Source organism: Pseudonocardia sp. N23 (assembly GCF_002583555.1).
GTDB lineage: Bacteria > Actinomycetota > Actinomycetes > Mycobacteriales > Pseudonocardiaceae > Pseudonocardia.
In genome coordinates, this window is the sequence record NZ_BEGX01000155.1 from 62,473 (window position 1) to 76,074 (window position 13,602).

The 13,602-nt window shown below is 73.8% G+C and carries 14 protein-coding genes; 3 read left to right on the top strand and 11 right to left on the bottom strand.

Annotated features, from left to right (window positions below):
- Nucleotides 1–99 precede the first annotated feature (99 nt).
- Nucleotides 100–1,131 (bottom strand): class II fructose-bisphosphatase, encoded by a 1,032-nt coding sequence (glpX, locus tag TOK_RS30775; protein ID WP_098961490.1) that lies wholly within the window; start codon nucleotides 1,129–1,131, stop codon nucleotides 100–102.
- A 92-nt stretch (nucleotides 1,132–1,223) separates the two neighbouring features.
- Here glpX and TOK_RS30780 point away from each other — a divergent pair, with 92 nt between their 5' ends.
- A complete protein-coding gene (locus TOK_RS30780) occupies nucleotides 1,224–2,054 on the top strand; it encodes a DUF4245 domain-containing protein (protein ID WP_098961491.1) in 831 nt (276 codons plus the stop codon).
- Nucleotides 2,055–2,061: 7 nt separating this feature from the next.
- On the opposite strand, the gene TOK_RS30785 is transcribed toward TOK_RS30780, so the two are convergent.
- From TOK_RS30785 to TOK_RS30795, 3 genes are read right to left on the bottom strand one after another with little or no spacing between them, the layout of a single operon-like run.
- Nucleotides 2,062–2,286, bottom strand: coding sequence for an exodeoxyribonuclease VII small subunit (locus TOK_RS30785; RefSeq protein ID WP_098961492.1), 225 nt, complete (start codon nucleotides 2,284–2,286; stop codon nucleotides 2,062–2,064).
- Nucleotides 2,283–3,638 (bottom strand): exodeoxyribonuclease VII large subunit, encoded by a 1,356-nt coding sequence (gene xseA / locus TOK_RS30790; RefSeq protein ID WP_098961493.1) that lies wholly within the window; start codon nucleotides 3,636–3,638, stop codon nucleotides 2,283–2,285. Before xseA ends, TOK_RS30785 begins: the two co-directional genes overlap by 4 nt.
- Nucleotides 3,635–4,324, bottom strand: coding sequence for a lipid droplet-associated protein (locus tag TOK_RS30795; RefSeq protein WP_098961494.1), 690 nt, complete (start codon nucleotides 4,322–4,324; stop codon nucleotides 3,635–3,637). The genes xseA and TOK_RS30795 overlap by 4 nt, the downstream gene beginning before the upstream one ends.
- Before the next feature lie 132 nt (nucleotides 4,325–4,456).
- Between TOK_RS30795 and TOK_RS30800 the strand changes: the two genes are divergently transcribed.
- Nucleotides 4,457–5,416, top strand: a complete 960-nt coding sequence (locus TOK_RS30800) for a 4-hydroxy-3-methylbut-2-enyl diphosphate reductase (protein WP_098961495.1) — start codon at nucleotides 4,457–4,459, stop codon at nucleotides 5,414–5,416.
- On the opposite strand, the gene TOK_RS30805 is transcribed toward TOK_RS30800, so the two are convergent.
- The 5 genes from TOK_RS30805 to TOK_RS32230 form a co-directional block, all read right to left on the bottom strand.
- Nucleotides 5,346–6,143 carry a DUF6542 domain-containing protein gene (locus tag TOK_RS30805; RefSeq protein ID WP_098961496.1) on the bottom strand — a complete coding sequence of 266 codons (798 nt, stop codon included), beginning with the start codon at nucleotides 6,141–6,143 and terminating at the stop codon, nucleotides 5,346–5,348. The two genes, TOK_RS30800 and TOK_RS30805, sit on opposite strands and share 71 nt — an antisense overlap.
- Nucleotides 6,140–7,723: a DNA recombination protein RmuC gene (gene rmuC, locus TOK_RS30810; protein ID WP_253258764.1), complete on the bottom strand. Its 1,584-nt coding sequence runs from the start codon at nucleotides 7,721–7,723 to the stop codon at nucleotides 6,140–6,142. The genes TOK_RS30805 and rmuC overlap by 4 nt, the downstream gene beginning before the upstream one ends.
- Nucleotides 7,724–7,842: 119 nt before the next feature.
- The gene (locus TOK_RS30815; protein WP_098961498.1) at nucleotides 7,843–8,343 is read right to left on the bottom strand and encodes a methylated-DNA--[protein]-cysteine S-methyltransferase; all 501 of its coding nucleotides are present in this window, start codon (nucleotides 8,341–8,343) and stop codon (nucleotides 7,843–7,845) included.
- The gene (locus TOK_RS30820) at nucleotides 8,340–9,845 is read right to left on the bottom strand and encodes an AlkA N-terminal domain-containing protein (protein WP_098961604.1); all 1,506 of its coding nucleotides are present in this window, start codon (nucleotides 9,843–9,845) and stop codon (nucleotides 8,340–8,342) included. The genes TOK_RS30815 and TOK_RS30820 overlap by 4 nt, the downstream gene beginning before the upstream one ends.
- A 75-nt stretch (nucleotides 9,846–9,920) precedes the next feature.
- Nucleotides 9,921–10,364, bottom strand: a complete 444-nt coding sequence (locus TOK_RS32230) for a hypothetical protein (protein WP_141566636.1) — start codon at nucleotides 10,362–10,364, stop codon at nucleotides 9,921–9,923.
- Between the two features lie 98 nt (nucleotides 10,365–10,462).
- On the opposite strand from TOK_RS32230, the gene ychF reads away from it, so the two are divergent.
- Entirely contained in the window at nucleotides 10,463–11,536 is a 1,074-nt protein-coding gene (gene ychF, locus TOK_RS30830; RefSeq protein WP_098961500.1) for a redox-regulated ATPase YchF, read from the top strand.
- A gap of 15 nt (nucleotides 11,537–11,551) precedes the next feature.
- On the opposite strand, the gene TOK_RS30835 is transcribed toward ychF, so the two are convergent.
- Nucleotides 11,552–12,385, bottom strand: a complete 834-nt coding sequence (locus TOK_RS30835; RefSeq protein ID WP_253258765.1) for a MarR family transcriptional regulator — start codon at nucleotides 12,383–12,385, stop codon at nucleotides 11,552–11,554.
- A 64-nt stretch (nucleotides 12,386–12,449) separates the two neighbouring features.
- On the bottom strand, nucleotides 12,450–13,601 hold the full coding sequence (locus TOK_RS30840) for a C40 family peptidase (RefSeq protein ID WP_253258766.1): 1,152 nt from the start codon (nucleotides 13,599–13,601) through the stop codon (nucleotides 12,450–12,452).
- Between the last annotated feature and the right edge of the window lies 1 nt (nucleotide 13,602).

Consider the following 13,602-nt stretch of genomic DNA (forward strand, 5'->3'; position numbering starts at 1 on the left):
ACGGCCCCCGGACGCAGGATGATCACACCACGACGACCCGCCCCGACCGTGTCGCCGAATGTTCACGATTCGGTCACGTCGAGGCGGATCGCCGGGTCGTCATGGCAGGGGCGGGGCGTCGCCCGTGCCGTCGGACCCGAGGTCGATCGAGGAGTACTCGCGCAGCTTCGTGAGCCGGTGGTAGCCGTCGATCATCCGGACCGTGCCGGACTTCGAGCGCATGACGATCGACTGCGTCGTGCAGCCGCCCCCGCCGTACTGCACGCCCTTGAGCAGGTCACCGTTGGTGACACCGGTCGCGCAGAAGAACACGTTGTCGCCACGGACCAGGTCGTCCGTGCCGAGGACCCGGCTCAGGTCGTGCCCGGCGGCGATGGCCTTCTCGCGCTCGGCGTCGTCGGTCGGCCAGAGCCGGCCCTGGATCGCGCCACCCATGCACTTCAGCGCGGCCGCCGCGATGATGCCCTCCGGCGTGCCGCCGATGCCGTACAGCATGTCGACGCCGGTGTTGGGCCGCGCCGCCGAGATCGCGCCGGCCACGTCGCCGTCGGAGATGAAGTTGATCCGGGCGCCCGTCGCGCGGACCTGCTCGACGATGTCGGCGTGCCGCGGCCGGTCCAGGATGCAGACCGTCACGTCGGCGACCTCGTAGCCCTTCGCCCGGGCCACCCGGCGGATGTTCTCGCCGACCGGCGCGGTGATGTCGATGACGTCGGCGGCCTCGGGCCCGACCGCGATCTTCTCCATGTAGAAGACGGCCGACGGGTCGAACATGGCGTCGCGCTCGGCGACGGCCAGCACCGCCAGCGCGTTGGTCATGCCCTTGGCCATCAACGTGGTGCCGTCCACCGGGTCGACGGCGACGTCGCACCACGGGCCCTCGCCGTTGCCGACCTCCTCGCCGTTGAACAGCATGGGCGCCTCGTCCTTCTCGCCCTCACCGATCACGACCACACCGCGCATCGACACCGTGCCGATCAGCTGGCGCATGGCGTCGACCGCGGCGCCGTCACCGCCGTTCTTGTCGCCCCGGCCGACCCAGCGCCCCGCGGCCATCGCCGCCGCCTCGGTGACGCGGACGAGTTCCATCGCCAGGTTGCGGTCGGGCCGCATGCGCTGCTCGGTGGACATGGGGGCGCCTCCAGGTGTCGGGGGTGTCGGATTCCGATCCTCGCAGATCGGCGCCCCGCGCCGGTCCGCCGAGGGCCTGAGACGATGGTGACGTGAGCAGTGCACCGCCGCCCGAACCGCAGCGTCCCGAGCCGGACCCGACCGGGGCCGGGCCCACGGCCGGTCCGGACGCGAACGACGTCGCGACGCCCGCGGCCGAGGCCACGCCCGACCGGTCCGCCGACGCCGTCGGCGCAGGTGAGGCCGCTGCCGACCCCGGCGCACCGACCGGGCAGGGCGCCGCCGTGGGCGAGCCTGCCCGCACCCGGGTGCCCGTCGACACCGGGGAGGAGCCGCCGGTCAAGCCGTCGCGGGCGGCGCTCTCCATACGCGACCTGCTCGTCGCGATGGGCGTGATCATCGTCATTGCGGTGCTGTTCACCAGGTCCTGCTCGTTCAGCCCGGCCGGGCCGACCGTCGATCCCGGGTCCGCCCCGACCGTCGACGCCGTCGCCCGCCTGCAGGACGCGGCACCGGTGACACCGTTCGCGCTGCACGTCCCGACCCTCCCCGCGGGCTGGCGGAGCAACTCCGTCGACACCGGGCCCATCGAGGGTGGCGGCCGCGCCGTGCGGGTCGGCTACCTCACCGACGGCGGGTCCTACGTGCGGCTCGTGCAGAGCGACGCCTCGGAGGAGAACCTCGTCGCCGCCGAGGCGGGCGGCCCGCAGACCGCGACCGGAACCGTCGACGCCGCCGGCCTGAGCTGGGTCGTCTACCGCGTCGGGCCCCGCAACGAGGCGATGTGGGTGGCGGCCCTGCCCTCGGCCTCGCCGCCGTCGCGGCTGCTGCTCACCGGCAGCGCGACCGAGGCCGACTTCCGCGTGCTGGCTCAGGCCGCCGTCGACGGCCGCCCGCTCGCCGTGGGCCGCACGCCGTCCTGAACCCGGGTCAGCCGTCCTGCTCGCGGGCCTGGTCGAGCGCCTTCTCGACGCGCGCGCGCGCCCCCGCCAGCTGCTCGTCGCAGCGTCGGGCCAGCGCCTCGCCGCGCTCCCACAGCGCCACCGACTCGTCGAGGCCGAGCCCACCGACCTCCAGCGTGCGCACGACCTCGGCCAGCTCGTCGCGGGCCTGTTCGTAGCCCAGGCTCTCGACCGGGGGCCGTGCGTCGCTCATGACGGGTCATCCTTCCCGGCGGGTGCCGCGTCGGCCGCCGGGGGTTCCTTCTTCCGGGGCCTCCGTGCCGCCGGCTTCCGCGTGGCCGGCCTGCCGGTGGCCGCCGCGCCGTCGACGCGGGCGGTGACCGCGCCGTCGGCCACCCGGATGCGCAGCCGGTCACCGTCGCCGACCTCGCCCGCCGACCGCAGCACCGGCCAGGCCACACCCCGGTCGGCGGTGTCGCCGGTCGACCCCGGCACCCGCTGCACGATCGCGTAGCCGCGGGCGAGCGTGGCGGCAGGGCCGAGCGTCGTCAGCCGGGCGCGCAGGTGTGCGACCTCGGTGGTCCGCCGGTCGAGCCCCTGCTCGACGGCCCCCCTGGCACGCTCACGCATCCGCTCCAGCTCGTCGTGCCGCGACCGCATGGCGTGCAACGGATCCGCCAGCACCGGACGGGCGCGCAGCGCCGTCAGCAGCCGCTGCTCCCGGTCGACCCAGCCGTGCAGCGCCCGCCGGGCCCGGTCGCGCAGACCGGCGATCCGCGCGGACTCCTCGGCGAGGTCGGGGACCAGCCGCCGGCCGGCCTCGGTCGGGGTGGAACAGCGCAGGTCGGCGACGTGGTCGACCAGCGGGGTGTCGGGTTCGTGACCGATCGCCGACACCACGGGGGTGCGGCAGTCGGCGACCGCCCGGCACAGGGTCTCGTCGGAGAACGGCAGCAGGTCCTCGACGCTGCCGCCGCCGCGTGCCAGCACGATCACGTCGACGCCCGGGTCGCGGTCGAGCACCCCGAGGGCGTCGACGATCTGCGCGACGGCCAGCCCGCCCTGCGTCGCGGTGTGCTCGATGCGGAACCGCACCGACGGCCAGCGCGCCGTCGCGTTGCTGACGACGTCGTGCTCCGCCGCCGACGCCCGGCCCGTCACCAGACCGATGCAGCCCGGCAGGAACGGCAACGGCCGCTTGCGCGCCACGTCGAACAGGCCCTCCGCGGCCAGCAGCCGGCGCAGCCGCTCGATGCGGGCCAGCAGCTCGCCGAGGCCGACGGCCTGGATGCGGTCGACCCGCAGGCTCAACGTGCCACGTCCCAGGAAGAACGAGGGCTTGCCGTGCACGATCACCCGGTTGCCCTCGGCGACGGCCGGCCCGCCCTCACGGACCAGCGCGACCGGGCACGTGAGCTGCAGGGAGACGTCGGCGGCGGGGTCGCGCAGCGTCAGGAACGCCGTGCCGGTGCCGGGACGGGCCGTGACCTGCGCGAGCTGCCCCTCGACCCAGACGGCGCCGAGCCGGTCGACCCACTCCGAGATCTTGCGTGCGACCGTGCGGACCGGCCACGGCGACTCGGGCGAGGTCGGGGCCTCGCTCACCCCTCGGTGACCGTCACGATGCGGTTGCCCAGCATCGTCACGTACGGGGGACGGTTGCTGTGGCTGATCTCCCACTGCAACAGGGAGCGCAGGTCGTCGACGCCGAGCCGGCGCAGGTGACCGCGCAGCTGCGGGATCGTCATGCCCGTGTAGCCGGGCAGCACGGCCGGGCCGTCGGCGTCCTCGTCGGCGTGTGCGGCGCGCCGGGTCCCGGCAGCGACCTCCGCGGCCGGGTCGGCGACGTCGATCGGGTCCGACGGATCGGCGGGCAGCACGTCGTCCTCGTGCACGGTGGTGCTGTGCACGGCGTCCTCGTGCACGGCGTTCTCGTGCACGGCGTCCTCGTGCGTGGCGTCATCCTGCGCAGCGCGACCTGCGGGGGCGTCGTCGAACGTCGCGCGGCTGCGCATCGACGTCACCGACGCGCCGTTCGTCGTCGGCGGTTCGTCGTCGTCGAACGTCGCCCAGCTCGGCGTCTCCGGGACCGGACGCAGTGCACCCAGCGCACGGTCGCCCTTGATCGCCAGCTCGGTGACCCGCTGCTGCACCCGCATCGAGGCCTGCAGCGCCTGGCTCACCGCCGTGACGGGCAGCTCGGTGACGAGTCGTGGTAGGTCGCGGGCCTGCTCGACGGCAGTGGCGACAAGGCCGGCGGCGATCCGCACCGGCATCGGTAGCGGCTTCATGCCCGCATCATCCCCTGCAGAGGCGGGTGCGTCACCTGGGGGAGGCGCTGCGGCACAGGCTCGCAGGGCCGGCGTCGGCCGCGTGGGTCACGTCCGGCGGCCGAGCCGCGCGCACGCCCGTACCCTGGGGGCATGTCCGGACCCGAGACCAAGCGAGTTCTGCTGGCCAAGCCGCGCGGATACTGTGCCGGCGTCGACCGGGCCGTCGAGGCCGTCGAGCAGGCGCTGGAGAAGCACGGCGCGCCGGTCTACGTCCGCAAGCAGATCGTGCACAACGTCCATGTCGTGCAGACCCTGAGCGACCGCGGCGCGATCTTCGTCGACGAGACCGACGAGGTGCCGCCCGGCTCGATCGTCGTGTTCTCCGCGCACGGCGTCTCACCTGCCGTCCGCGACCAGGCCAAGGAGCGAGAGCTTCAGACCATCGACGCGACCTGCCCGCTCGTCACCAAGGTGCACGGCGAGGTCAAGCGGTTCGCCCGCGAGGACTACGACATCCTGCTCGTCGGCCACCGCGGCCACGAGGAGGTCGAGGGCACCTCCGGCGAGGCGCCGGGCCACGTGCAGCTCGTCGACTCCGTCGCCGACGTCGACTCGGTCACGGTGCGTGACCCCGAGAAGGTCGTGTGGCTCTCGCAGACGACGCTGAGCGTCGACGAGACGATGCAGACCGTCGCGGCGCTGCGGGAGCGCTTCCCGACGCTGCAGAACCCGCCGAGCGACGACATCTGCTACGCGACCCAGAACCGCCAGGTCGCCGTCAAGGCGATGGCGCCGCAGTGCGACCTCGTGCTGGTCGTCGGGTCGGCCAACTCCTCGAACTCGGTCCGGCTCGTCGAGGTCGCCCTCGCCGCCGGTGCCGGTGCGTCGTACCTGATCGACTACGCCCGCCAGATCGACGACAGCTGGCTCGAGGGGGTGCGGACCGTCGGCGTCACCAGCGGTGCGTCGGTGCCGGAGGTGCTCGTCCGCGGCGTCGTCGACCGCCTCGCCGAGCACGGCTGGAACGAGGTCGAGGAGATCACGACTGCCGAGGAGACCTTGACGTTCTCGCTGCCCCGCGAGCTGCGCCCGAGCCGGGTCGCTCGCTGACGTCGCGCGGGGCCGGCGATCCCTCGGCCTCGGCGCGTTCGGCCTCGAGCCGCTTCTCCCGGGCGCGTTCGCGGGCGCGGTCGGCGACGGTCTGACCCGGCTTGCGTCCGTCGCGCCTGACGCGACCCGGCGCGGTGGTGGTGGTGCTCTTCGCGGTGCTCGGCTTCCGGGTGTCGGCTTTCGCGGCGCCCGTGCGCTCGGCCCCGGCGACGCGGCGCAGCCGTAGCTCCGGGTCGTCGTAGCGCTGCAGCAGCAACCGGCCGACCCCGATCGCGAGGACCACGGCGGTGGTGGTGGCCATCGTCGGGAACGAGTTGATCAGCGGGGCGCCGACGAGCAGCAGCGTCTCGGTCATGCCACCGCCTGAGCGCGGCGGGCCGACCAGCAGCACGATCACCGGGACGAGCACCGCGACAAGCAGTGGCGGCTGCACCATCGGCCCGAACAGGCTGCGCCGGCGCACCCACATCACCGCGAGCAGGCAGCCCAGGAAGAACCCGATCCTGAAGACGACCCCGACCGTGCCCATCCGCAGCACGTCGATCAGGGCGCCGAGGCCGGTGAACGCCACCGCGACGCCCAGCGCGGCGAACGGCGGGATGCCGAGGACGGTCCCGATGATCGACCGGTCGGGCATCGGCCACTGCCCGTTGGCACCCGTTCCGGCCGACGAACCCGATGCGGGGCGGCCCGACGTGCGGACGCCGGCGGGTCGGGGTGAGGTCACCCTCCCACGTTAGCCCGGGATCCCCCCTCGTCGTCGCCGACATGCGGCCGCGGGACCTCACGTCCCCCGTCGCGGTGTCCGTCGCGTGAGGACTCGCGGCCGAGCTCGTGCAGCGCGATCAGCGAGTCGGCCGCCGAGGCGACCAGCTCGGGCGCCGAGATGGTCCGCGGTGCGCGGTCGACCTGGCCGGGTGCGGGGATCTCCTCGTCGGCCACGCGGAGCTCGGTGAGCTTGCGCGCCGTCACGAGGACGCGGGACTCCAGCGACGACACCGTCTGGTTGTAGCTGGTGATCGCGGTGTCGAGGCTGCGGCCCAGCTTGGAGACGTGGCTGCCCATCGTCGCGAGCCGCGAGTGGAGCTCCTTGCCCAGCTGGTGGACCTGGGCGGCGTTGCGCGCCAACGCCTCCTGTCGCCACGTGTAGGCGACGGTGCGCAGCAGCGCGATCAGCGTCGTCGGGGTGGCGATCACGACGTTGTTGGCGAACGCGTGCTCCAGCAGCGACGGGTCGGACTGCAGCGCCGCCTCGAGGAACGGGTCACCCGGCACGAACAGCACCACGAACTCCGGCGTCGGTTCGAACGCCGTCCAGTACGTCTTGGCGGACAACGAGTCGACGTGCTGGCGCAGCTGCCGGGCGTGCACGGCGAGCCGCTCGGTGTGGACCTCCGGGTCGCGGCTCTCGACCGCGTCGAGGTAGGCCGCGAACGGCACCTTCGCGTCGACGACGATCTGCTTGTCGCCCGCCAGGTGCACGATCATGTCGGGGCGCATGCCCGCGTCGACGTCGCCGCCCGTGCCCTTGCCGGTGACCTGGGTGTCGAAGTCGCAGTGTTCGACCATGCCCGCGAGCTGCACGATCCGCTCCAGCTGGAGCTCGCCCCAGCGGCCGCGGACCTGCGGCGCGCGCAGTGCGTTGACCAGCTGCCGCGTCTCGCTCTGCAGCTGCTGCGACGACCGGTGCATGGTCGCGACCTGCTCGCGCAGCCCCGCGTACGCCGACTCCCGGTCCTTCTCCACCGACCGCAGCTGGCCCTCGACGCGAGCCAGGGTGGCCGTCATCGGGTCGATCAGCTTGTCGAGCGCGGCGACCCGTGCCGCGTCGTCACCGGTGGCCTTCGCCGTGAGCGCCGCAGCGGCCTCCCTGATCCGGCCCTCGGCCAGCGCGACGAAGTTCTCGTTGTTGCGCGCCAACGCATCCGCCGACAACGACTGGAACGACTCCTTCAGCTCCGCGTCGCGCCGGGTGAGCAGCTTCTCGCGGGCGATGCTCGCCTCGCGCTCGCTGCGCAGCGCGGCGCCGCTGGCCGCCGCCTCGCTCTCCGCGCGGCGCAGCCGTTCGACCGCCGTGTCGACCTCTTCGGACAGATCCTCGATCCGTTCCAGCAGCCCGGACCGTTCGGCACGCAACGCGGCCGTGTCGGCCCGCGCGGTGGCCGAGACCTCCGCGACCCGGCGCGCCGCCTCCGCCGTGGCCACCTTGTGCCGCGAGCCGAGGAACAACCAGGCCACGCCACCGCCGGCCAACAGCCCGATGAGCAGGCCGATGAGCAGCACGTTCAGCGCGGTCACGAGATCCACACCGTCAGGGTGCACCCGGGGTCCGACAGAACCGGCCAGGCTCGCCGGTCACCCGACGGAGTGGACGGTCGGCGGCGCCCGGACGTCGGCGAGCGGTCGAACAAACGGTCGAACCGGGGTCAGGCGGCCTTCGCCTCGTGGTCCAGCAGCGCCCGCTTGACGTCCACACCCCAGCGGAAGCCACCCAGCGACCCGTCCAGGCGCAGCACCCGGTGGCACGGCACGAACAAGGCCGCCGCGTTGCGCGCGCACGCCGACGCCGCCGCCCGCACCGCCGCGGGCCGACCGGACCGCGACGCGTACTCGGTGTAGGTCACCGGCTCGCCCGCCGGCACCGTCCGCAGCACCTGCCACGCGTGCTCCAGGAACAGCCCGGACCGCTGCCGCACCGGCACACCGTCGATCACTCCGACGTCGCCGTCGTGGTAGGCGGTGATCGCCTTCCCGACCGGCCCGAGGTCGGTCACCCGGCGCACCTCGACGGGCCGCAGCGACGGGTGGATCAGCGGCAGCAGGTCGTCGACCTCACCGGTCCAGCCCGACGCGAGGACCGCGCCCTCGTCGTCGACGACCGCGGTGAACGGGCCGATCCGGGTGTCGAGGGTGGACCACGTGCTCATGACGTCTCCTTCGTGACGGCGGGGCGCGCCGCGGAGGCACGCCAGAGATGGGTGGCCGCGTAGGAACGCCACGGACGCCAGCGCTCGGCGTGGGCGGTGAGCGCGGCCCGGTCGGAGGGGAGGCCGAGCGCAGCGGCGCCGCGGCGGACCGCGAGGTCCTCGGCCAACAGTTCGTCGGGATCGCCGAGCAGGCGCATCGCGAGGTAGCCGGCGCTCCACGGCCCGATGCCCGGCAGGGCCAGCAGCTCGGCGCGCAACGCCGCGGGGTCGCGTCCCGGGTCCAGCACGAGCTCACCCGACGCGACGGCCGCCGCGAACCCGAGGATCGACTCCGTGCGCCGCACCGGGCCCGTCAGGACCTCGGCCCCGCGCTCGGCGACGGCCGCGGCGGTGGGGAACAGCAGCCTCGGGCCGTCGTCGGGGGCGTCCTCCGCGGTGACGGGCAGGCTCTCGCCCAGTGCCGCCACGAGCCGCGACGTCGTCGTCCGTGCGCCCGCCACCGACACCTGCTGGCCCAGCAGCGTTCGCATCGCCAGCTCGAACGCGTCGACCGTGCCCGGCACCCGTACCCCCGGGACCGCGGCCACCGACGGCGCGAGCGCCGGGTCGGCACCCAGCACCGCGTCGACGGCCACCGGGTCGGCGTCGAGGTCGAGCAGCCGGCGCAGCCGCGCCACGGCCGGGCCGAGGTCGCGGGGATCGGTGGGGCGCAACGTCGCCGTCACGTGCCGGGCGTCGGCGGGCAGGTCCAGCGCCACCGTCGCCGGGCCGTGGGGCAGCCGCAGCGTCCGACGGTAGCGGGTGCCGTCGAGCGACTCGACGGCGTCGATCGCCCGCTCGCGCAGGAACCCCAGCACCCCGGCGGCGTCGAAGGGCAGCCGGTGCGGCAGCCGCAGCACCAGCGCACCCGCGACCGGTGTCGGCCGGTGCCCGCCGCGCGCGGCCGCCTCGGCGCGCAACGTCCGCGGCGAGACCGCGTAGACCTCCCGCACGGTGTCGTTGAACTGTCGGACGCTGGCGAACCCGGCCGCGAACGCGATGTCCGCCATCGACATCATCGTCGTCTCGACGAGAATCCGCGCCGTGTGCGCCCGGTGCGCCCTGGCCAGCGCCAACGGCCCCGCCCCCAGCTCACCCGTCAGTACCCGGTTGAGGTGGCGCTCCGAGTAGCCCAGCGCCCGCGCCAGGCCCGGCACCCCCTCGCGTTCGACGAGCCCGTCGCCGATCAGCCGCATCGCGCGGCCCGCGAGGTCGGCGCGGCAGTTCCACTCCGGCGATCCCGGCACCGCGTCCGGCAGGCACCGGCGACACGCCCGGTAGCCCCGCTGCTGCGCGGCTGCCGCCGTCGTCAGGAACTCGACGTTGCGGCGCAACGGGGTCGTCGCCGGGCACGACGGACGGCAGTAGATGCCCGTCGTCCGGACGGCGGTGACGAACTGCCCGTCGAACCGCGCGTCACGCGACGCGACGGCGCGGTAGCAGAGGTCCTGATCGAGCAGCATGACATCGATCGTGCCAGTGTCCACCGGCACGGTTCCGGCGGGAATCGGACACGTGCGTCAGCGGTCCACGGGCCGTCACTGCCCGCACATCGGACCGTTCAGATAGCCCTGCGCGCAGGCGAACCGCACCCGCTCGTCCGTCGATGCGGTCGCCGGGGGTGCCTGCACCCGGGTCGGCGGCGTCGACGACCGCTCCTGTCGGTCCTGGGGCTCCTGCGTCGGCACCGGCGTCGGCGGAGCTGTGGTCGTCGTCGGTTCCGCGGTGCGGCGCGGGGCCGGTGCACGCGTCCCGACCGGCACCGCCGGAAGCGGCGGCAACGTCGGCGGAGCCTCGAACGCGGACGGCGGGGCGTCGGCCGTCGGCATCACGAACGACGACCCCGGCGGGGACGGCGCGAACCGCGGCAGCGCCACCGCGCCCTGTGGGCTGCCCGTCAACGTCACCGCCACGACCGTCGTCACCGCGAGCGCGGCCGTGACGGCCCCGACGAGCAGGACGCGAGAACTCGGGACACGCACCTGGACCACCGTTCGTGATTGATCTTTTCGGCTCATCGTATTGCGCCGAACGGTGGTGTCGGAAGAAGCCGTGACGTCGGCGACTACGCTGGTCCGTCGTGTCCCTCACCCTCGGCATCGTCGGCCTGCCGAACGTCGGCAAGTCGACCCTGTTCAACGCGTTGACCCGCAACGACGTGCTCGCCGCCAACTACCCGTTCGCGACGATCGAGCCCAACGTCGGTGTCGTCCCGCTGCCCGACCCGAGGCTGGACGAGCTCGCGAAGATCCACTCGTCCGCCAAGGTCGTGCCCGCCGTGGTGTCGTTCGTCGACATCGCGGGCATCGTCAAGGGCGCCTCCGAGGGGGCGGGCCTGGGCAACAAGTTCCTCGCCAACATCCGCGAGTCCGACGCCATCTGCCAGGTCGTGCGCGTCTTCACCGACGACGACGTCGTGCACGTCGACGGTCGCGTGGACCCCGCGGCCGACATCGAGACCATCTCGACCGAGCTGATCCTCGCCGACCTCCAGACGCTGGAGAAGGCCGTCCCGCGACTCACCAAGGAAGCGCGGATGCAGAAGGACCGGCGCGTCATCCTCGAGGCCGCCGAGGCCGCCGTCGAGATCCTCAACACCGGGAAGACGCTGTTCCAGGCCGGGGTCGACCCCGAGCCGCTGCGCGAGCTGACGCTGCTCACCACCAAGCCGTTCCTCTACGTCTTCAACGCGGACGAGGGCGTCCTCACCGACGACGCGAAGCGCAAGGAGCTCACCGACCTCGTCTCCCCCGCCGACGCCGTGTTCCTCGACGCCAAGGTCGAGTCGGAGCTGCTGGAGCTCGACGAGGAGTCCGCTCGCGAGCTGCTGGAGTCGATCGGCCAGCCCGAGCCCGGCCTCTACTCGCTGGCCCGCGCCGGGTTCCACACCCTCGGCCTGCAGACCTACCTGACCGCCGGGCCCAAGGAGTCGCGGGCCTGGACGATCGCGCAGGGCGCCACCGCCCCCCAGGCCGCCGGCGTCATCCACACCGACTTCGAGCGCGGCTTCATCAAGGCCGAGATCGTCTCCTACGACGACCTCGTCGCCGCCGGGTCGATGAGCGCCGCCAAGGCAGCCGGCAAGGTCCGTATGGAGGGCAAGGACTACGTCATGGCCGACGGCGACGTCGTGGAGTTCCGCTTCAACGTCTGAGCTCGGTGTCGGCTCTCACTTCGATCCGGCGGCCACCAGCGTCGCGGTGATGGGCTCGAGCTCGGCCTGCAGCTCGGCCAGCTCCTCGGGAGACAACCCGTCGTAGGGCGGGGTGGCCAGCTCGTCGGTGAGGGCCTCGATGCGGCGCTTGGTCTCGCGGCCGGCGTCGGTGAACCGGCCGTCGGCGTCGACGAGCCCGCGCTCGCGCAGGCCGGCCATCACCGCGGCCAGCCTGTCCGTCGGCAGGTGGTGCACCCGCCCGAACGACTCCGCCGGGTGGATGCCGTTGTCCAGGGCGCTGAGGATATGGGCCTCCGTGCCGCCGATCTGAGCGCCGAGCAGCGCGGCGACGTGCCCGTCACCGCGGTGCTCGCGCAGCACGGTCGCGGAGTGCCACAGCCGGTCCAACGGCTCCACCGGGATCGGCAGCGTGCGCATCCCGGCGTACATCACCCGGCCGTTCGTCGGCGCACTCGTCGCGGCCTTTGTGGTGAGGTCGGCGGCGCGCACCAGGCCGGGCGAGCCGGCCAGTTCGGCACCGAGGATGCGCCGCAGGGCTCTCACGCTGCCCCGCTGCCACGCGGCGCGCGACACCTCGGCCGGGACCGTCTCCCACACGCCCGGGATGTGCCGGGCGACCTCGCCCTCGGCGAAGCTGTAGAAGGCCGCGTGCACCACCTCTGCCGCGACCCGTCCCAGCGGCGCGGCGCGGCTCGCGAAGTAGTCGTCCCAGTAGGTGCGGTGGCCGAGCGCGGACAGCTCCTCGCCGGGCTCGTCGGCGAAGTAGGTGACGAGGCAGATCGGCTCGAGCAGGTCGGTCATTCGGCGGGCGATGTTCGTGGTGGGCATGGCGATCCGACCGCGCCGAGGTCCGGGACTCATCGGTTCGCCGGGAAGTTCGCCACCCTGCGGGTCACGCCGCGCGCGCCGCCGACCCGCCCGAGGGTCCGGCGATGTGGCGGATCGTCACGATCTTCGGGGTCCAGGACGACAGCGGCGAGACGATCACGCCGCTGCGGGAGTCGTGGGCGTCGACGACCAGGCCGTGACCGATGTACATGCCGACGTGCCGCGGGTTGCGCGGTGACCCCAGTGAGCCGGGGATCAGCAGCAGATCGCCCGGCGCGACCCGGGAGAGCTCGACAGGGGTGCCCGCAGTCTTCTGGGTGACCGTCCCCGCCGGGACGGGCACACCAGCCGCCGCCCACGCCGCCGTCATCAGGCCGGAGCAGTCGAAGGCGTCGGGCCCTTTGGCTCCCCACACGTAGGGACGGCTGATCTTGGAGATCGCGTAGGCGACGGCGGCCCGCTGCCGCGGATCGGCCGGCAGCGTGAACCCCGCAGGCACCCGGTCCTTCGCGACGCGCGCCGGGGACCGTTGCGGTCCGCCGCGGGGCGTCGGGTCCTCGGCCCGTGCCGGGACGACGTCCGCGGCGCCCTGGTCGGCGCAGCGCAGCGTCGCCGCGGCAGCGGCCTGCGGATCCTCCGGTGTGCTCTCGTCGGGACCCGGCCACAGGTACGCGACCAGTGCGGCGGCGGCGCGCTCGGCCGGGGCGTAGCGGTGCGGGAACGCCGAGCGCTGCACCGTCTGCGCCGCAACGCCCGGCGCCATCGTCGCCCACCCCGGCACCAGCGTCAGCCGGTCGAAGAATGCGGCCGCCGCCAATGCCGGGTTGAGCACCGTCTCCGGCGGACCCCAGCCCTGCGAGGGTCGCTGCTGGAACAGACCCAGCGAGTCGGCGTGGCCGTGGGACATGTTGCGCAGCGCCGACTCGACGATCGCCGTCGACACCGCGACGACCGCAGCCCGCCGCGGCAGCTGCCGCGACACCGCGACCTGCACGATCGTCTGCGCGTTGTCGGTCTGCTCGGCCGACCACGAGCGGTCACCGAGCTGCCGGGCCCCCCCGCCCGGGCCGCCGTCGCCTGCGCAGCCACCGGCCAGTGCGCCACCGAGCACCGCGACCATCGACATGCCGGTCAACAGCGCCGTGGACGACCCCAGCCACACGGCGACGACCACGACGACCAGTGCCGCCAGGCGTGGCCGCCGGGTGCGCCGCACT

Coding starts and splice junctions, on each gene's coding strand:
- glpX (WP_098961490.1), bottom strand. CDS start 1,131: ATGTCCACCGAGCAGCGCATGCGGCCCGACCGCAACCTGGCGATGGAA.
- TOK_RS30785 (WP_098961492.1), bottom strand. CDS start 2,286: ATGAGCGACGCACGGCCCCCGGTCGAGAGCCTGGGCTACGAACAGGCC.
- TOK_RS30795 (WP_098961494.1), bottom strand. CDS start 4,324: ATGAAGCCGCTACCGATGCCGGTGCGGATCGCCGCCGGCCTTGTCGCC.
- TOK_RS30800 (WP_098961495.1), top strand. CDS start 4,457: ATGTCCGGACCCGAGACCAAGCGAGTTCTGCTGGCCAAGCCGCGCGGA.
- TOK_RS30815 (WP_098961498.1), bottom strand. CDS start 8,343: ATGAGCACGTGGTCCACCCTCGACACCCGGATCGGCCCGTTCACCGCG.
- TOK_RS30820 (WP_098961604.1), bottom strand. CDS start 9,845: ATGCTGCTCGATCAGGACCTCTGCTACCGCGCCGTCGCGTCGCGTGAC.
- TOK_RS30835 (WP_253258765.1), bottom strand. CDS start 12,385: ATGCCCACCACGAACATCGCCCGCCGAATGACCGACCTGCTCGAGCCG.